Origin of the sequence: Muriicola sp. SD30, from assembly GCF_041205185.1 — a bacterium.
Taxonomy (GTDB): domain Bacteria; phylum Bacteroidota; class Bacteroidia; order Flavobacteriales; family Flavobacteriaceae; genus Muriicola.
In genome coordinates this window covers 84,197-103,737 of the sequence record NZ_JBGEWB010000003.1, presented here as the reverse complement: position 1 = coordinate 103,737, position 19,541 = coordinate 84,197, and the positions used below count along the sequence as shown (strand labels likewise).

The 19,541-nt window shown below is 43.4% G+C and carries 13 protein-coding genes; all 13 read right to left on the bottom strand.

Features of this window, described 5'->3' with window-relative positions; genetic code table 11:
- Nucleotides 1-14 precede the first annotated feature (14 nt).
- On the bottom strand, nt 15-1,244 hold the full coding sequence (locus AB8P51_RS09375; RefSeq protein ID WP_369748571.1) for an LETM1-related biofilm-associated protein: 1,230 nt from the start codon (nt 1,242-1,244) through the stop codon (nt 15-17).
- 758 nt (nt 1,245-2,002) lie between these two features.
- Nucleotides 2,003-2,590: a superoxide dismutase family protein gene (locus AB8P51_RS09370; protein WP_369748570.1), complete on the bottom strand. Its 588-nt coding sequence runs from the start codon at nt 2,588-2,590 to the stop codon at nt 2,003-2,005.
- A 129-nt stretch (nt 2,591-2,719) separates the two neighbouring features.
- Complete coding sequence (locus AB8P51_RS09365; protein ID WP_369748569.1) at nt 2,720-3,406, bottom strand: DUF2490 domain-containing protein; 687 nt, start codon at nt 3,404-3,406, stop codon at nt 2,720-2,722.
- Nucleotides 3,403-5,346 (bottom strand): alpha/beta fold hydrolase, encoded by a 1,944-nt coding sequence (locus AB8P51_RS09360; RefSeq protein WP_369748568.1) that lies wholly within the window; start codon nt 5,344-5,346, stop codon nt 3,403-3,405. The genes AB8P51_RS09365 and AB8P51_RS09360 overlap by 4 nt, the downstream gene beginning before the upstream one ends.
- Nucleotides 5,347-5,395: 49 nt before the next feature.
- Nucleotides 5,396-8,608, bottom strand: a complete 3,213-nt coding sequence (locus AB8P51_RS09355) for a WD40/YVTN/BNR-like repeat-containing protein (protein WP_369748567.1) — start codon at nt 8,606-8,608, stop codon at nt 5,396-5,398.
- A 124-nt stretch (nt 8,609-8,732) separates the two neighbouring features.
- On the bottom strand, nt 8,733-9,995 hold the full coding sequence (locus AB8P51_RS09350) for an amidohydrolase family protein (RefSeq protein WP_369748566.1): 1,263 nt from the start codon (nt 9,993-9,995) through the stop codon (nt 8,733-8,735).
- Nucleotides 9,996-10,032: 37 nt separating this feature from the next.
- Complete coding sequence (locus AB8P51_RS09345) at nt 10,033-11,409, bottom strand: amidohydrolase family protein (RefSeq protein WP_369748564.1); 1,377 nt, start codon at nt 11,407-11,409, stop codon at nt 10,033-10,035.
- A gap of 103 nt (nt 11,410-11,512) precedes the next feature.
- A complete protein-coding gene (locus AB8P51_RS09340) occupies nt 11,513-13,141 on the bottom strand; it encodes a M1 family metallopeptidase (RefSeq protein ID WP_369748562.1) in 1,629 nt (542 codons plus the stop codon).
- 10 nt (nt 13,142-13,151) lie between these two features.
- On the bottom strand, nt 13,152-14,483 hold the full coding sequence (locus tag AB8P51_RS09335) for a hypothetical protein (RefSeq protein ID WP_369748561.1): 1,332 nt from the start codon (nt 14,481-14,483) through the stop codon (nt 13,152-13,154).
- 5 nt (nt 14,484-14,488) lie between these two features.
- Nucleotides 14,489-15,823 carry a M28 family metallopeptidase gene (locus AB8P51_RS09330; protein WP_369748560.1) on the bottom strand — a complete coding sequence of 445 codons (1,335 nt, stop codon included), beginning with the start codon at nt 15,821-15,823 and terminating at the stop codon, nt 14,489-14,491.
- Complete coding sequence (locus tag AB8P51_RS09325) at nt 15,820-16,449, bottom strand: TMEM175 family protein (protein ID WP_369748559.1); 630 nt, start codon at nt 16,447-16,449, stop codon at nt 15,820-15,822. The genes AB8P51_RS09330 and AB8P51_RS09325 overlap by 4 nt, the downstream gene beginning before the upstream one ends.
- Nucleotide 16,450: 1 nt before the next feature.
- The gene (locus AB8P51_RS09320) at nt 16,451-17,365 is read right to left on the bottom strand and encodes a hypothetical protein (protein WP_369748558.1); all 915 of its coding nucleotides are present in this window, start codon (nt 17,363-17,365) and stop codon (nt 16,451-16,453) included.
- The gene (locus AB8P51_RS09315; protein ID WP_369748557.1) at nt 17,328-19,538 is read right to left on the bottom strand and encodes a bifunctional alpha,alpha-trehalose-phosphate synthase (UDP-forming)/trehalose-phosphatase; all 2,211 of its coding nucleotides are present in this window, start codon (nt 19,536-19,538) and stop codon (nt 17,328-17,330) included. Before AB8P51_RS09315 ends, AB8P51_RS09320 begins: the two co-directional genes overlap by 38 nt.
- Nucleotides 19,539-19,541: the final 3 nt, after the last annotated feature.

Below are 19,541 nucleotides of genomic sequence, written 5' to 3'. Positions count from 1 at the left end.
ATAGGTAATATTCACTATAGATTTTTCTTATAGTTGGTTTTTTGAGTATTTTCTTCCTTTTTCACAACCCGGTTTTCGTCGAAAGATGAAGGCAGCAAAGCGGGGATCAATTTGATAAAAATAGGTAAGAGAACAGCTCCTCCGGGTAAGAGAAAAATGGCCAGAGAAGGAACACTTTTAAAGACGTCCACAAGTTGGTCCTGAACTTTTTTCTTTTCATCAGCACTAAGATCTTTTACGGCTCCTTTCGAAATCAGAAAAACCAATTCCTTACTTTCCGCAAGTTCCTTTTGAAGGCGTTTACTATTTCTCAGGATCAATTTGTTTACCACCCTCGACATGCTGTCATAAAATTGGACGGCCATATTGGTATCCTTTAAAAATGAGATTTTATTAATATTCTTTTTAAAAAAGATGGTGATGTCTTCCAGGGATGTGGCAATCTGTTCATCGGTAAACCCCATGTCTTTTCCAATGCCATAAATGAATTGTGACTCCTTGTAATCAAGCGAATAATCTTCCCATACCGTAAGACAGGCTACATCCAAAAAATACTGATTCTCCCAGGGGGAACAATTGTTCAGCAAGATTTCCCGATAAGAGCCATCAAACTTTTCCTTATCCCCATCGATAAAGGTAAGGGAAGCGGCGAATAACTGAGACAATTTTTCGTCGGCCTTGTTTTTCTCTTTGGCATTCAGCGCGTGATAAGTAATGTTGATGGCTAAATACTCCAGTTTTTGCGCCTCCTTAACAATTTCCTTTCCGTCCCTTAAGAAATACCTGAAAGTGAGAACATCAATAAACAACAGCGAATTGGTGATAATGCTATTAAAGGTCCTGCTGATGACATTATCATCGAGGTAGACCCTTGATTCAATCAGTTTTTCGAGTTGTGCAGATGTTTTACTCCCGGTAAGGATCTTGTTTAATAAAGAGATCTGACTCACTTTGAGTTCCTTGTAAAACTCAAAGATGGTTTCCAAAAAATCATCAAAACTATGCTCCTGTCTTTCCACGGCAAAGGTGAAGTACAAAGCCGTAAGCAGATTAATTTTGGCTCGTTCATCCTCAGAGGGAGAATGTTCTATACTTATATAAGATGGTGTTTCCACATTCATCCCGTAGACAAAGCCGTATTCTTTCAGGCTTGTATACAAGGTTGAGAAGTCGGAATAAATCCCAGCCTTATTTCTTACAACCTCTCCAAATTTATTGATCCAGCCCGGTCCCGAGGGATTCATATCCTGAGAATTTGATTCTAAAGTACGGGAAAAATGACTTTTCTAAGAACACAATGCGTCATAATGAAAAAGAAATCAATTCTAATTAAGAAGAAATTAACATTTAAGACCAAACCCCGCCATTTACTTTCCGTAGGTAGGGTAACGATAATCTTAAAAATCATAAACAATGAGTAAAACAATTTTTTTTGGGAATTCCTTAGAAGTGCCTGCATTTAAACATGGACCATTGATCAGGATGCGGGTTGATGCCCTTTAAGAAACATCAGAAAATAATAAGATATCTATGGCATTTCGTCGAAAAGAGCTGTGCTATTGCTCGATTTTCCTGCAATTCTTTAGGAAAACATAGACGAAATGCCTATTTTTATCGTTTAAGTTCATATTATAATGCCCCAAGTATTACAATAGAACGATAGTAAACTTAAAATTGAGTATTAACCGACCCGAATCACCTACGTTATGGAATACTTCCTTTTTGTCAGCTGGACCGTAGCTATGCTCCTTGTGTTTATTAAAATTTGGATGGCTAACCGATCATTGCAAAATCTGCTTCGCAAATAGTCTATTTCTACATCATCCTTTAGTAACGTGATCCTGATTTTCGGGATTCGTAATTCTCTTGTGACACCCTATATCGAAAAGACTTAGAGACGATTTTTGAGACCATAGGAGGTTAAAAGTGAATAAGTGTATAGATAAAAGTCATAAAAAAAGGCCACCTATGAGGCAGCCTTCTTTGTAATTATTTATGTACTTTATTTTATAATTCCCGTACAGCTGATCCGAGCGCCTGCAGCACCACTGGGCTGAGAGGTAAAATCATCAACTCCCTGATGTACGATCACGGCCTTACCTACAATATTCTTGGTTTCATCCTCACAACTCAGACACCAGAGATCGGTGGAAAACTCCACAGTGGCATTTCCATCGGCATCAGCTACAAAATTTCCAATGTCCCCTCTGTGATAGCCCGTATCATCTCCCCATTTCCCGTGAGGTTCCGCTGTTGGATTCCAGTGGCCTCCTGTAGAGGTTCCGTCATCCGCCGAGCAGTCGGCTTTTTCATGAATGTGAATAGCATGCTCGCCTGGGGTAAGCCCTGAAAAACTGGCTTCCATGGTTACTTTTCCATCTTCCTCGGTAAATTTGACTTCCCCTGCCACATTGCTATCGCTTTTAGGTTCCATCTTAAAAGCTACGGCTTCCACCATGATCTCTTCCTTTACCATTTCCATCTTCTCTTCCATTTCTTCTGCGGCCTCGCCGGCTTCCTTTTTGGTTTCCTTGCAACTAAAAGTTAGTGCAAGAAGAAGACTTAAGATTGATATTTTAATAATTTTCATTTTTATATTTTTTTGAATTACCCCTAAAGTTACACAATAATCCGGGCGATGTCAATTGGATTTTTCTGGATCTGAGGAGATCATCGGTCTTGATTAAAAATTTTTCTATTTTTTACAAGCTTAGATATTCTAGTCTGCTGCTTTCGACTTTTTCCGCAAATCGGGATTAAAGAAAATAGCCAGTTGAAACCGATCGTAATTGATCTGATTAAAATGGTTCTTCAGATAGCCCACTTGCAGGCTTGCATTCTCGGTAATATGAACCCCAAAGGCAAAGTACAATCGGTTTTGTCCAAAGATATCGTCCTGTAAATTCAGAAATACCTCGTCGTAGGCGTTCAGAAAAAAAGTATCAGTAAGAGGCAGCGTTAGTTGCAAACGATACCTGGCCCTGTGCTGGGTATCGGTAAAGGAACCGAAATCAATAAAACGCTGTTCAAGCCGATAACGATGCTCAAAATTAAACTCCCCAACCTTATTTTTAAGGATGAATTGCTGGAAGATCCTGTTTTCCTTGAAATTTACTTCATTTTCAAACTCCTCAAAGGTATTGTCAGTATTGATATAAGCATATCCAAAAGTGGCAATGGCATTGGAGTTTATATGATAATTCAATCCGGTACGAAGTAATAGCTGGTTGAAATTACCCGCTGTTTCATAATAACGAAATTGTGCTTCGGAATGAATACTGAGTTTCTCAGCAATCTGATTTGTTCCAAAATACATATACCAGGCTCCCCAGTCATCTTCTCCGGTATCCTGGGCCTGGACCATCCCGAAGTGCATCAGGGCTAAGACAAGAAATATTTTTCTCATTCAGTTTCTGTTTGAAGTTCCATTGTGCTCCCGTCCTGTATAGGTTCCCCTTTATCCTCTTTCAGGTATACATCAAGGAATTCGAGTATTTTACTATAAGCGGTGATCTGATTCTCTTTTTTAACGAAGCCATGGCCTTCATCCTCAAATAGGACATATTCTACGGGGACACCATTTTTCCTAACTCCGGCGACGATCTCATCCGACTCTACCTGCAGAACTCTCGGATCTTTTGAACCTTGAAGTACGATCAGGGGTTTGGTAACTTTATCGGTGTGAAAAAGTGGAGAAATTGCACGCAGTCTCAGTGAATCCTGACTGTTAGGATCTCCCAGTTCCTTGTAAAGTGCATCTTTAAAGGATTCCCACCAGGGCGGGATGCTGCGAAGGGTCCTGATCCAGTTGGTCACTCCAAAAAGATTAACTCCTACTGCAAATTCCTCAGGGGTGTAAGTGAGCGCAGCCATTGTCATATAGCCACCGTAAGACCCGCCGATAATACCTATTTTTTCCGGATCGATTTCCGACTGAGTAGCAAGCCAGTTCTTGCCTTCTACGCAGTCTTTGAGATCTTTGTCTCCATGATTGAGATCATCCATCCGGTAAAAAGTTTTACCGTACCCACTACTTCCCCTGTTATTTACGGCTAATACTGCATAGCCGTGATTCACCAGGTATTGAATAAAAGAACTGAAATTCTGCCTGCTTTGCCCACCTGGTCCTCCGTGAACCCATACCAGAGCCGGCACCTTGTTGCTGTCAGATGCCTGATGAGGTTTGTAGTAGATTGCAGGGATCTCAAGGCCGTCAAATGATTGATAGCGGATAACTTCTGCCTGTACCAGATCCTGAGCCTGGATTTCTTTATTTAAAACATCGGTCAGTTTTGTCTGCTCCCCACTCGCAATATCGTAAACATAGAGGTTGGAAGGAGTATGTGAACCACCGGCGTAAAATCTCATCAAACTGTCGTCATCAGAAAAGGCCACATTGGTTATATCCATGTTTCCTATGGCAGGTAAGCTCATCATTTCACCCGTATCAACTTCCACTACTTCAATGGTATTCTTGGCATCTTCGTTTATATAACTTACCCGGTATTTCCCGGTTTCAGTGAAATACGTGCCCATAATATCCCAGTCGCGTTCCATCACTTTTTGCTTTGAACCATCGGCAATATTGAATTGCATCACATATGAAAATTCACTCCCGTCATCCGTGGTATACAGAAACCCGTTGTTGTCAGGGGTAAAATCCTGAGCACTGTTGGCACTTTGATTTTCATTTATCTGGGTAAGCGTACCCTCATCAAGATTATAGAGAAACAGATCGCTGTCGTTGGTATTGATCGATTTGCTAAGGGCAAGTAATTTTCCATTATTTGAGATAGCTTCCAGGTTATACCCCTCATCGTTTTGATACACGAGGGTAGGGGTCAGGGTTGCAAGATCCATTTTATACAAATCGATATACCTATTATCGCGCTTATTTGAACCAAAGAAAAATCCTTTGTCATCTTTTGCCCAGCGATAGAAGAGAGATCTCGCTCCTTCATAGGGCGTTAAATCTCTATGGGTCCCATCATTATCCCTGAGGAAAATATGGTAGATCTCGTCACCGTTGTTATCCATCCGAAAGAGCATCCGCTCATCTTCAGGAAAATACGAGATCGCAAAGACGGAAGAACTGTCCGATTCGGTAACGGCCTGAAAATCTCCACCTTTGACGGGCACTGTGTACATGTTATAAATACCCGATCTGTTGCTGGTGACCAGCAATTTGGAAAGATCTGGAGAAAAACTTCCTCCCCATACATTCTCATTGTCCATCATCTGCTCTATGGTGTAGGTTTTCAGATTTTCTGCGATGGTATCTGTGGCTTCTTTTTCCTTGCAATTCCATAAAATTGCCAGGAAAATCAGTAGTGCTACCTTTTTCATTTGTCTTTGAAATTTATCGGTTATCATTTTATTTCCAATCCCCGGCTGTTTAGTCCAGATTAATGTCTGCTGTTTCTTTGAACATCAAAATACTAAGCGGTTCAATGGATTCCCTGTAGGATTTCCATTCCTCCTTAAAGAAGGTGTTTGTTTTTTCCAGGGCTTCTTTCAGATCCGCTTCAGCAAATTCCATAAGTCGGTTTTCCGTAGGAGTAATTCCCGATTTTCTGGAACGTACGTATTGGTAAGCTGTACCAATTCTCCTCATTACAGTGAGTTCAGGATTTCGGGTAATACCCTGGCGTTTATCAACTTTCCCTACATAGATATCGATAAGGCTATCAATCTTTTTTGAGATTTCTTTCGAAGCCTTTATGGCCTCCTCGAATTTTTCCTTATCCAGTTCCTTGAGATCTTTTTGATACCTATCGGCAATTTTTTTACTCTGCGCCAGCTGTTCTATGGCATCTGCGGCGGTTTGGGTAAACTTCTCGAGCTTTTTGCTCGCAGTGTATACCTCGTCTATCGCTGGCTGAGGCACATTTAGTCTTGGATCTGAAGCGACCGTGATCATAGTCTCGTCCTCTTCTTCCCCATAGGAAACCACTACCCTGTAAGTTCCCGGCTTCACCTCTACGCCACCTGACTCCCTGTTTCTTTTCCGAATCGTTCTCGAGGGACGGTCGGGTCCCTTTTCATCCATATTCCAATAGATCCGATGGAAACCGGCCTTTTCAGGTGTTTTGTATTTAAGGGTACGAATCTGTTCCTGGCCCTTGTATATCTTTACGAAGATCGAGTCCTTTGTTATTTCTGTTTTTTCACTGCCATCTTCTTCCCCCGATTCATCTGTTTTCTCTTCTGATTCGCTTTTCTTTTCACCCTTCTTATGCCCTTCTTTCAGATAATAGGTGATCATCGCCCCGTATTCCCGGTTACTTGCATTGAAAAGGGCATCTGCTCCAAATCGGCTACCTGTCGGCTGTTGATAGGCAGCCTGATAAGCCGTAGGAGGATCGAATACCGCAATAGTACTATTGAGGACTCCGGGATCTGCCGCAACTGCCCTTAAGGGTCTGATATCGTCCAATACCCAGGCTGCCCGGCCGAATGTGCCGATTACCAGATCATTTTCACGGGGGTGGATGGTTAGATCCTTGGTAGAAACTGTGGGAAACCCTTCAGTCCATTTCTGCCATTTTCCTGCACCGTCAAAGGATACGTATAATCCGTCATCGGTTCCCAGGAATAGCAAATTCTGGTTTTCGGGATCCTGCACGATAGACAATGTATAACTCTGCACATCCGAGGCATCGACGATCCTTTCCCATGATTTGCCATAATCTCTGGTCCTGTAAGCGTAGGGTGTATAGTTAAATCTTCGGTAATCATTAGCTATAAGAAGTGCTTCTCCACGGTTGCGGGGGGAAGCTTTAATTTGTGCGATCCAACTTCCTTTGGGGAGGCCTTTGATATTCTGCGTGACTTCCGTCCAGTTGGCTCCTCCGTTTTGAGTGATGTGCACCCTTCCATCGTCAGAACCTACCCATAACATATCTTTTTCCACAGGGGAAGGTTCAATCACCAGGATGGTACAGTGGTTTTCTGCACCGGTTGCATCCATGGTAAGTCCGCCGCTCTCACTTTGCTTCAGCTTCTCAGGATCATTGGTTGTAAGGTCGGGGGAGATCACCTCCCAGGTCAGACCTTTGTCTGTGCTCTTATGAACAAACTGACTACCAAAGTAGACCGTAGAGTTATCAAAAGGGTCCTGCCCAATCCCGGCATTCCAGTTAAATCGCAATTTTGTTTCAGCGTCAGGCGGTGTGGGTCTCACCGTATAGTTGTTACCTGTAATATGGTCATACCTGCTAACAAAGCCTTGCTGACTCATCGCGTAGCCAAAGCGGGAATCATCTTTGTCCGGTACTACATCAAATCCGTCTCCAAAGGCGATTTCCTGCCAGTAACTATTCCTGATCCCTTGTGCCTTCCATACATAGGCCGGGCCACGCCAGGAGCCATTGTCCTGCATTCCGCCATAGACATTGTATGGAAATTCGTTGTCAGTACTGATGTGATAGAACTGCCCAACAGGAAGGTTGCCAATAAATCGCCAGCTTTCCCCCCGGTCTCTTGTAATATTCATTCCCCCGTCATTCCCGTCAATCATAAAATTACCATCCTCAGGATGGATCCACCAGGCGTGATGATCGGGGTGTACTCCGTTGGGTACTCCATAAGCCGGCATTAATTCGGAAAAGTTCTTTCCACCGTCTTCTGAAACATTGACATAGGTAAAGACCGAATATACCCTGTTCTCATTCTGCGGATCTACGTAGATCTCAGAGTAGTAAAAAGGTCGGTTTCCAATATCACTTTTGTCGTTGATCTTTTTCCATTTAAAACCGCCGTCTTCAGATTTATACAAGGCATTTTTCTTAGCTTCCACAAGGGCATAAACCACATTGGGTTTACTTCTTGCTACCGCAATCCCTATTCTCCCCAATTCACCTTTTGGCAGACCATCGTCTTCCGTAATCTGCTTCCAGTTGGCACCCCCATCATGGGTCATATACAGGCCACTGCCGGGGCCTCCCGACTTAAAAAACCAGGGATCTCTTTTGTGTTCCCACATCGCAACAAAAAGTTTATTGGGATTGGTGGGATCCATCACCATATCGGCTACCCCTGTACGATTATTTGCAAACAGGATTTTATTCCAGGTCTTTCCTCCGTCTGTGGTTTTAAATACCCCGCGTTCGGGATGTTCTCCCCAGGGAGAACCTATTGCACCCACATACACTGTATTGGGATCTGTGGGATCTATGATAATACGATGGATATGCCTTGTTTTTTCCAGGCCGACGGACATCCAGTTCTTGCCTCCGTCCAGGGATTTATATACTCCGTAACCGCCATTAAGGCTGTTTCTCGGGTTTCCTTCCCCTGTGCCTACCCAGATAACGGATGGATTGCTTTGTTGTATGGCAACGGCTCCTATCGATGCCGTTACTTCCTTGTCGAAGACAGGAGCCCATTTAATTCCTCCCGAATTAGATTTCCAGAGTCCTCCTGAAGCCGTACCCACAAACATTACATCGGGATCACTTTGCACCACATCTATTGCGGTGACCCTTCCGCTCATCCCGCCGGGACCAATATTTCGTGGTTTAAGGTCCTGTACCAGGTCCATTTTAAATTCTTGTGAAAGCAGAGAAAACGATGCGAAAAGCATCAGGGAGAGTAGTGTTTTTTTCATTAGTCGTTAGTTTCGTTACGGTCAGCTAAATATACCAAAAAGGGTATGAGTATTTCTTAAAGAGTTGTTAATGCCAACTCCTCAAACTTAAGTTCTTTGGGTCTTATTTAGAGATAAAGGATAGTTATTGATTTTTGTATACGGTGCCGTTCTGCATAACGAAAGCTACGTTTCTCATGAAGCTGATGTCCTCGGTGGGGTCACCTTCCACTGCGATCAGGTCCGCCAGAAACCCTTTTTTAACCCGGCCCAGGCGGTTGAGATGAAATACATTGGCATTTACACTTGTGGCAGCACTAAGCACTGCTATTGGAGTCATTCCGTAATCGACCATCAATTCCATTTCCCTGTAATTTTCCCCGTGCGGATAGACACCCACATCACCCCCAAAGACGATTGTCACACCGGTTTCCAGAGCCAATTTAAAAGAAGCTTTTTTACTGCGGATACGGTCGGTATCAGGGTCACTGCCCGGATCCCATCCCCCATAGCGCTCTATGGCATGGCCTGCTGCCAGGGTAGGGCATAGGGCTACATTTTTGGATTTCATCAATTCGAATACCTCCCGGGTTCCTCCGTCCCCATGTTCTATGGTTTCAACCCCGGCCAGGACCGCCCTGCGCATCCCCTCCGGAGTACTGGCATGGGCAACAACATAGCTCCCGGTACTGGTGGCGGCATCCACCATGTTTTTTAACTCTGAGGGAAGAAAAGTAGGTTGCGAAGCTGCTCCCGGAATCCAGCGATAATCGGCATATACCTTTATAAAATCTGCACCCTTGCCCAGCTGTCTGCGCACTACCTTGATTACTCCTTCCACTCCACTTGCTTCTTCCGCACCCAAGGGAACCTCTACCTTATCATGGAATCCTTTCGGACCATAAGCCCCCGTAGCTACAATGGCCGGGCCGGCCACCAGTAAGCGGGGTCCCGGAATGAGTCCTGATGATATCGATTTTTTTAAAGCAACATCGGCGTAGCCAGCTCCTTCGGATCCCAGATCACGCATGCTGGTAATTCCTGCCAGAAGAGATTTCTCTGCGTGTATGGCCCCTCTAATAGCTCGTTCTTCTGAGGATTCCTTTAAGACCTGATCATTCCAGGAGGTTTCGTTATAAGGATGAAGAAGAAGGTGGGAATGGCCTTCAATAATTCCGGGCAACAATGTTTTCCCGGCTAAGTCGAGAACCTCAGTCCCTTCCGGGATTTCCACATTCGAATCAGGGCCGGCATAAATGATTTGCTTGCCATCAATCAAAACAACCCATCCCTGGTGAACTATATCTCCGTCAAAGACGCGTTCTGGTTTTAAGAGTAATTGAGCAAATCCCTGGGAACTGCAAAGGAAGAACAGGAGAATACAAAAGAATTGATGACGTGAATTCACAGGTAGATGATTCCTTAAGTTAGTCGATATTTTATACTTATTGGTCTTTAACATGAGAGGCCAGAACCTTTAGCTTTTTATCGATTGTTTTTTTATCTAACCACTGGCCCCTCACCATAACACCTTTCAGCTGTTTTAAAGCATCCAGGTTCTCAAGTGGATTTTCCCCAAGCAGCAGCAGATCTGCCGCCAAACCTTCCTTGATCTGGCCAAAGGAATCTTCCTCCCCGAAAAAGATGGCCGGGTTAATAGTGCCGCTTTGTAAAATGTCGAGATTATTCATTCCTGCCGCTTCCATCCCATCGATTTCATGGTGGATGGAAAAGCCGGGGACATTAAACAGTTGTGGAGCATCCGATCCGAGGAGCATCCCATAGCCTCCTTCGTTCAATGCCCTGATTAATTGCTGTCTGATGCTGTGAAATTGGTCCCATTGTTCTTCGTTAAAACCTGTTCCCTGACCCGTAGATTGTTCTTTCCTGATCTTCCAGTTTGAGAGTGTCGTAACCGGCATGTAGACCATTTCGGGTTCATTGAGTAGCCTGTCTGCGGAAACAGGAGCAAACCAGCGCTCAAACAGACTTTGGGTGGGAACTATCCATACCTTGTTTTTTCTGGCCTGTTCTACCAGTGCAGGAATCAAACTGGTATCTGCCAGAGGTGTAAAATTATAACCAAAAAACCCATTGTCTCTGGGATTCACTTTCTTGTTTTCAGGTACTAAGCCCTCCAGAAACCCATCAACATGGTCAATAGTGGCATAGCCACTTTGCAGGGCATGATGAATTCCTACATCTACAGGGACATGTCCGGCAAAAGGGATTTCCACTTCCCTTGCGGTTTCAACCAGGGCATCGAAAACCGGTCTTTGAATTCCGGGGTGTATTTTAAGGAAGTCGTATCCATCTTTTTGGTACTGCCGCACTTTGGATATGGCTTCTTCAGGGGTCCTGACCGTATTTCCATTCAGGGATGGACTGGAGGTATAAATCCTTGGACTCAGGACTTCACCACGGGAAACGAGTTTTTTCAATTCGAGGTGTGAGGGATGGCCAAGCATGCCTCGAATGGTAGTAATTCCATTGGAAAGGTAAAGGAAGAGGGTCTCTTCCAGGGATTCCTTTGATACGGGAGGGGAAGGGATATGGGCGTGCATTTCCGCAAGTCCCGGGAGAAGGTACTTTCCTTTTCCATCGATAGTAGTTTTAAAATCGATGCCTTCCGGAATGTTTGATGAAATGCTACTGATTTTTCCGGAATCAATTTTGACATACTGATGTTCCCTGAGCTCTCCGTTTACCACATCCACTATGGTCACATCCGCAAATAAAATACTTTCTTTAAGCTGTGGCTCCTCCACTTGTTTGCAGCCCAGGGCCAGGATAGTCAGGAATATAAGAAAGCTAAGTTTCATGCTCGGGATTTTGAAATTGAAGGCTCATTGCTCAACAATGAAAACTAAAGATAAGGTAAAAAGTATTGGGTTTACCGATTCAAATTTTTACGAATAAGTCAGCTTATTCAACTCTTGCCATGGGCAGCACATAGATATTCGGGTCGAAAACCAATTGATTTGCGTTTTCAACTTGTTCTGTTTTCCAATCCTCTTCGGGAAAAAGCCAATGTTCCTTTTCCCCTAAGAAAATTCGAACAGGCATGTCAAAATCAGAAACAATATTGGTATACCTGTAAGTTATAGAGTCATCAGAAATCCGGTATTCTAAAACAGGTATTTGAGTAGTCCTGAGGTATTGTTCAAAAAACGCTGTCAGGTCAATTCCTGTTTTTTCACTCAGGTAATTCTCAATCTCTCCGGTAGTCACTGTTTGATGGTAAAATCTGCTGTTAAGGCCCCTTAATATTTGTCTCCACTTTTCATCATCCTCCAATAATTGTCTGAGTGTATGGAGTATGTTGGCTCCTTTGTAATACATGTCGGAAGATCCTGCTTTATTTACGCCATAGGGTCCTATGATAGGTCGGTCGTTTTGTATTCTGCGCCTCGTTCCAAGCACGTACTCTTCTGAGGCTTTTGTTCCGTAATTATAATCGAGATAAAGATTTTCGGAATAAGCGGTAAATCCTTCGTGGATCCACATATCGGCAATGTCTTTATAGGTGATATTATTGGCAAACCACTCGTGCCCTGATTCATGGATAATGATAAAATCGAATTTCAGGCCCCATCCAGTGCCGGAGAGATCAACACCCAGATACCCGTTTTGATATCCGTTGCCATAGGTAATGGAACTTTGATGTTCCATCCCCAGATAGGGGACTTCCACCAGTTTAAAGCTGTCTTCGTAAAAGGGATAAGGGCCAAACCAGTGTTCAAAGGCATTCAGCATAAGGGGAACTTGTTCAAATTGCTTTTTAGCCTTCTCCACGTTATCGCGAAGCACGTAATAAGACAGGTCCAGTTCTCCTTTTTCACCCTGGTAGGCATCCTCAAAATGGACGTAATCTCCAATATTGATATTTACACCATAATTATTTATCGGATTGGTAACATACCAGTCGAAAGTTGTCGTAGTTGAGGTTTCTTCTTTATTCTTTAACCTTCCGTTTGCCACGGCCACAAGATCTTTGGGTACCGTAACACGGATAGCCATACTGTCAACTTCATCGTACATATGGTCTTTGTTGGGCCACCAGACACTTGCTCCGAGTCCCTGGCATGAAGTGGCGATAAAATGTTTTCCGTTTTTATCTTTCTTCCAGGAAAACCCTCCGTCCCAGGGGGCATTGACAGCCTCTTTGGGAGTTCCGGCATATGATATCTCAATTTCTCCAATATCTCCAATCTGCTGTTTCTCTTCCAGCTCAATAAAATGCGCAAAGCCCTTAGAGGTAAATGAGAGGGGTTTCCCCTCTTGCTGAACCATGGTGATCCTGAGAGGCTCCTGCAGGTCGATCTGCATGAGTTGATTTTCATCTAACACCTTATACCTGATTAGATTGGTTCCCTCAATATATTTTTCTTCCGGATTCACACTTACATCCAGATCGTAAAAAAGCAGGTCCCACCATGCTCTTTCGGGTGTAATACTGCCCCTTAAGCTGTCCTGAAGGGTAAATGCCTGTTGTTGAGAGAAAGACGAAGAAAGTAAAAGCAGGCATATAATTGAAGAGACGAAACTTTTCATAAGTCGGGTTTTATGCATCAGGTTGTTTATCCAGGATATGGCCGTAGTCACTACCTTTTAAGATAGAAGTCATATCGTTTGTGTTTAATAGGTCTACCAGGCATTGTTCCTTGTCGCTGCAATTGCGGTAATACGATTTGGTGATAAGGTATCCCATGGCATAGCCGAGGTCGGCAGGTCTGTCTTCTATTGATCCTCCATTGTACATCCAGAGTGAAAGATCCTCAGTATAAAGGTCGCGTTTAAATTCCTTCAGGATGTTATCAAAATTGGAGGTATCTTTCAAATACTCGAGTTGGGCCGATTCTATGGGTATACCCGAGGATAGTTCGCTTAGAAAATCGCACACCCCTTCCTCGATGACCTTGTACAAGACTGTGTCCTCGTTTTCCCGATCTGTATAATTCTGCTGAAAATGCATCAATTCGTGAAGTATAAGCTGAGGCAGGTCTTCCATATTCATTATGGCTCCTTTTTGCCAGTCGTTGAGTTCCTGCAGGGGCATGGATGCGGACCTTCCGTACATGTCCCCTCCAATGAAAAGCCCCATTTCCGTGGCTGTTCCCCCTGAATTCAACAGCCCCGGAACAATATAGACTTTAGGGAATACCGCATCGGGATAAAGTGTTTTAAATGTTTTCATAGCTCTGGCAGCCTTATTTTTCAGGCCTTCCAGACTATCATTACTCAGATGAGACATTAAATAGGTATAATATTCAGGTGCACCATTGATCATTTGCCCGTACATATTGTCGAGGTTGTAGTATCGAATTGCGTAATAGTCTCTGATTTCGGGAGGACCTTCTAGAATATAATCCTTTAAAATAACACGGGCGCTGTCTGGATTTGCCTTTGCCTTTTTAAAGTAGGGCCAAAACTGGTCTATGGCGCGTGTTTCAAGGGCAAAATTCGAGATTTTATGCAGGACTTTCCCTAGGGAATCGAGGCGGAGGTTTAAATGTTGTATCCGTGTGTTTTTAACCTGCTCTAAGCCCGGGAATTTTCTCAGTATAGTTGGATTAGCCATCCCGTGATCTATTGCCTTATGGAGCATTATAATGGCTGAATCATTTTTATTCGCCAAATGATATAAAGTGGCAGCTTCAACATAGATTTGAGAAGATTGAAGGTCTGTGTTGACTTCGATAAGTCTGGCTGCCAGTTCAGCGTGTTTTCCACTTTTCTCCAGGCGTTCATAGTCATCAAATACCGTATTCAGATCCTTTAATTCCTTTGGGGGTGACAAAGACTTCTTGTCATCAGGTACCTGTCGACAGTTATAAAGCAGTAATGCCAGGGCTGCAAGGCCAGCCAGATAATAGGTCCGATTGATAACTTTCATTTCTGTTAATTCCTGAAAATTGCATTGGGAAAAACAACAGGACTCTCAAATCCGTCCTCACTTACAGCTGAAACACCAAAGAAATAATTATCGATCACGATTCCTTCAAGGGTATATTCGGTAACGTCACCTACATATCGACTGTGATCCCAGGTAGGGGAGGTGGTATCCCTCCAGTAGACTTTATAACCCTTTGCACCATCAGAGCTACTCCATTTCAGGATAGCTGATGGCTCCACAATACCGCCGATCTGAACTTCTGAAGGGGAGGGTGGTGCCCAAGCAATAGAGGCCAGATTAATAGCATTGACGGCTGTTAGTTTAGCAGCATAGTCGAAATTAACATGTTCGAGTACATCGCCATAGGCAATTCCATCCTCCATACGGATGTCCTGATGCTGCTGGGTATAGTTTTCATGGGCTTCCATAATTCGGATTCCCGCAAAACCCTGATCGTTAAAGGGTCTGTGGTGGCCGCCTCTGCCAAAGCGATCGAGACGATAGATCATCATAGGATTCATTTCCGGCATGTAGGTTTTAGTAGTCTTATGCACATACCGGGCCAATTGCCTGGAAATTCCATCAACTTCTCCCCCGTAAAATCTGCGGGATCTTCTCTGCCTTTCGGTTTCTGTGGGCGGAACAGGCTCTGAAAATATTCTGAAGTCCCTGTTGCTTACCACTCCGTCAACTCCTTTGATATTCCCGATCATATCATTGTTGAGAACGCCGATGATATCCCATCCCTTTTCTTTGGCATATGCAGCCAGGGATTTACCCCCGAAGAGTCCCTGTTCTTCTCCTGAGAGCCCAACATAGATCACACTGTTCTCAAATTTGTATTTGGATAACACCCTGGCAGCTTCTATAGTGCCCGCCATTCCACTGGCATTGTCATTGGCTCCCGGGGAATCATCGGTGAAGTTGGTGGGATCGCTCACCCTGGAGTCGATGTCACCGCTCATGATAATATATCTATTGGGATATTTGGTACCTTTTTGCACAGCGACAACATTTACCACCATAACGTCATTGACAATACGCTGGTTTTCTCCTTTTTTCACTAATTCCTTTTGGTAAAAAACATCAAGGCAATTGTCGCACTGAGAGGAAATCAATTCAAATTCACTTTTGATCCATCGCCGGGCAGCACCAATCCCCCTTGTTGTTGAGGTGGTATCACTAAGTGTGTGCCTGGTGCCAAATCCGACTAAAGTAGTTATATCGGCTTCAATTCTGTCGGCAGAAACCGCATCGATTATGTTGTAGATATCGTCGGATGATTGCGCAAAAGAACCAAAGGTCATCAAACATAAAAGGGAAAAGAACAAATGTTTCATAATAGTTTTTTTCTGTATTTTTTATCAAACCAGACAGCGTGGAAATAACACAAGGGCCCCAACAGGGCATAAAAGAATCCTGGTGTACCAAAGGTAATACCTACTTTTAAAATACCGAGCAGAATGGAGAGAATTGCCGTAAATACGTACAAAGAAAAATGCTGGGCGGAAAAGAGCAGTTCTATCGACTTGCTAAGGGCCCTGGTTTTGCGATACGCTCTGTAATACATAAGGGTATAACAAAGGAATATAAGTGCAAAACCAAACCCATACATAACAAAAAGGGCACTGAGTTCATCAGCTGTTATGGATTTCACGCCCATCCAGGAATTGATCAGCGATTTTAATGGGAATACATAATACAGTACGACAAAAAGCAGGATCGAATTATAAGTTATGATCCAATTGTCGATATAAGAAGTTTTCCTGAAAAAATTATAATGGACCTTCCATAGGATTACCAATACAAAGAAACTCACTCCGAAACTAAGAAAATTTGTTGCTTTAGCGCCTATGAGTTGTAGGCTTTCATCCATATCCAGGGTGACAACCATAAGAGTAGCTGCGAAAGCGAAAACGCCGTCACTAAAAGCCTCAACCCTATCCGAATTATGGAGGAATTTCATATTAATTATCTGGTATTTCTGCCACCATCAATAAAAAACTGGAAATCGCGTTTGTTGCCAGGCGCGTAATCGTTCCGATTTCCCCTTCCGGAAAAGCCGCGAAGAGTTGCCAGGGATTATCCTTCCCGGGGGTGTAACGGAACAACTGATTTCCTTGTCTGGCAAGTATGGAACCATCGATCAGCCAGCACATATCCTGTGCGCCCTCCGGCAAAGTTGTAATAATTTGCGTTGCCCCTGAAACCGGATCCATCGATTTTAAAATCCACTCATCATCTTCTTTACTGATAAAACTTATCAATGCAGTGTTGGGAATTTTGTGCAGTGATCTCCCCACATTCCTTTGAAAAGTATAATTAGTATAATCCTGTAGGTTGGAGACTACCAGATCCATACGATTCTCCACCAGCACTGTTGATACCAGGATGTCCTCACTAAACCAGAGGTGATACCCCACTTTGAGGTCGTTTACCACAGGCTGCGAACGCCCTGTTTTCCAGTTATACTTATAAAGTAACTGTTTGCCGTCCAGGTCAAGACGAATGGCGCTAAAATTCTGACTCCCCGGAATTTTTAATGGGGAGTATTCACTGCCTTTGGGGGTATTGGTTTTCCAGACTATACTGTCTTTATTAAGGGCATATGCCGCTATATCTGTTTGTTCGTTTCGGGTAGAAGAAAAAAGCACCAGATTGTCATTGTAAAACGAAGGCTGGTTATCATATCCGGGATTGTTGGAGATATTTACGGGATTACCCAGGCGAAGCGAATCTTCAGCTTGTTCGAGTTTTATAAGAAAAACTTCGGTATTGGCCTGTGAATTGACCTTTGTAGCCGTTAAAATAAAGAGGATACCAAGCAGGTAAAGCCAGCTGTTTTTATTTCTTAATAAACCGGGATAAAAGATCGCGAACATTCTTTATGCTATCTAGATAATATTTTGCCTGAGTTTTTTGCCTCCCAACCTTGACTGTTACTGCCGTATCAGGTAATTCCTGGAACATAAACTCATCGGTCCAGTCATCACCAATAGCAAATACAAAGTCGTAGTCGTTTCTTGTAAAAATACGCATTGCAGCCCGTCCCTTATTTACGTTACTGCTTTTAATCTCCATCACTTTATTGCCGTTCAGTACGCTGAGATCGTCATTGGCAATCAGACTTCGCAGCACGGTATTGAGTTCAGAAGCTCGTTTCTGGCCGAAATCGGGATCGGTATTGCGATAATGCCAGGCCAGAGAGTAATTTTTTTCCTCTATAAAACTACCAGGGGTTCGATCAACAAAAGATTCCAGTACAGGGAGGATCTTCTCCATCCAGTCTTTTTTGACATTCTCGAGCATCGTAAATTCATTGCCTCCCTCAGAGAGCCATACGCCGTGCTCAACGATCATATTGTATTTCTTTTTTAAAAACCACTTGCTAAAAGTTTCCTTATCCCGCCCACTGATAAGATAGACATCGGTATTGGGCAGGTCATTTAACTGGTCTAGTAAATTATAAAGGTCCTTATCAGGCGAAGCTTTCTGCGGATCATTGTGGAATCCCGCCAGGGTCCCGTCATAATCCAGAAACAGAAGTCGGTGTTTCGCATCCCGGTATTCTTTGATGAGTGTGTTGGTAAGATCAACCGACAATCTTTGGGCTACATAGGTTGGATCTTTATCTCTTTGTTCGGTAAGTGAACGCATAAAATCATTGGCCCATTTCTCCACATTATATCGTTCCAGTCGTTTTTGTAAGACCTTGTTCCTGGCTTTTTGTTCTTTCTCGGGCATTTGGATGGCCTTATGGATAGTGTCGGCGATCTGTTCAAAATTATTAGGATTAATTAACAGGGATTCATTCATTTCATTTGCCGAACCGGCCATTTCACTTAAAATAAGGACACCTGTTTTATCTGTTCGGGTTGCGATGTATTCCTTGGCTACCAGGTTCATCCCGTCACGGATGGGAGTTAGCCAGGCTATATCGCAGGAGGTATAAAGATCTATAAGGTTATCAAAAGGCAGGGAGCGGTAAAAATACCAGATTGGAGTCCAGCTCACCGTAGCCAGTTCTCCATTAATTCTTCCTACCAATTCATCAATTTCCCTTTTTAGTAATTGGTACTGGGGTACATTGCTCCTAGAGGGAACAGCCAGGATGATGAGTCGGACCTTCTCCTTATACTGGGGATATTTATTTAGAAAATATTCATAGGCATTCAGCCGTTTTGCAATTCCCTTAGAGTAGTCTAAGCGGTCTATCGACAAGAGAAATTTGGCATCGGGAGTCGACTCCTTATGTGCATTGAGCCTGCGCTGGAGATCGGACTGTGCCTTTTTAGTCAGACCATCGTGTTGTTTGGCAGCATTGTGGAATTTAGCGTAATCAATCCCCATGGGAAAGGAATCAACTTTAACGATTCGGTCTTCGAGATAAATATCATTAAAACTTACCTCAAGGCCCAGGATACGCCTAATAGAGCTTAAAAAATGCCTTTCGTAATCGTAGGTATGAAAGCCAATAAGGTCTGAACCCAGCAGGCCCATAAGAACTTCTTCCCTCCAGGGGAGTGTTCTGAAAATCTCAAAAGAGGGAAATGGAATATGAAGAAAAAATCCGATGGAGATGTCAGGTCTTTTTTCCCTTACCATTTGAGGAACCAACATCAGTTGGTAATCATGGACCCAGATGATGTCCTCTTCTTTTGCTTCTTTAATTATGGCATCAGCGAATTTCTGATTTACCTCCCTGTAGGTATTCCAACTGGAGAGTTCAAACTCGGAGTATTCCAGGAAATAATGAAAAAGGGGCCAGATGGTGCGGTTACTGAAGCCGTAGTAAAAGCCATCTACTTCTTCTTCGGTGAGTTTTACTTTGGACGAACCATGTTTTGCGAGGGCCTTGTCAATATCACTTTCGAGTTCCTCGGGGATTTCCTCTTCAGTAAGGCCACTCCATCCTATCCAAAGGCTTTGCCCTTCTGAATGCACCGATTTCATTCCGGTTGCCAGGCCTCCTACACTGGGTATGGCTTTGATGGAACCGTTGTCAATTTGCAATTGTACAGGCAGTCTGTTTGAGATTATGATAGTTTTGGCCATAAA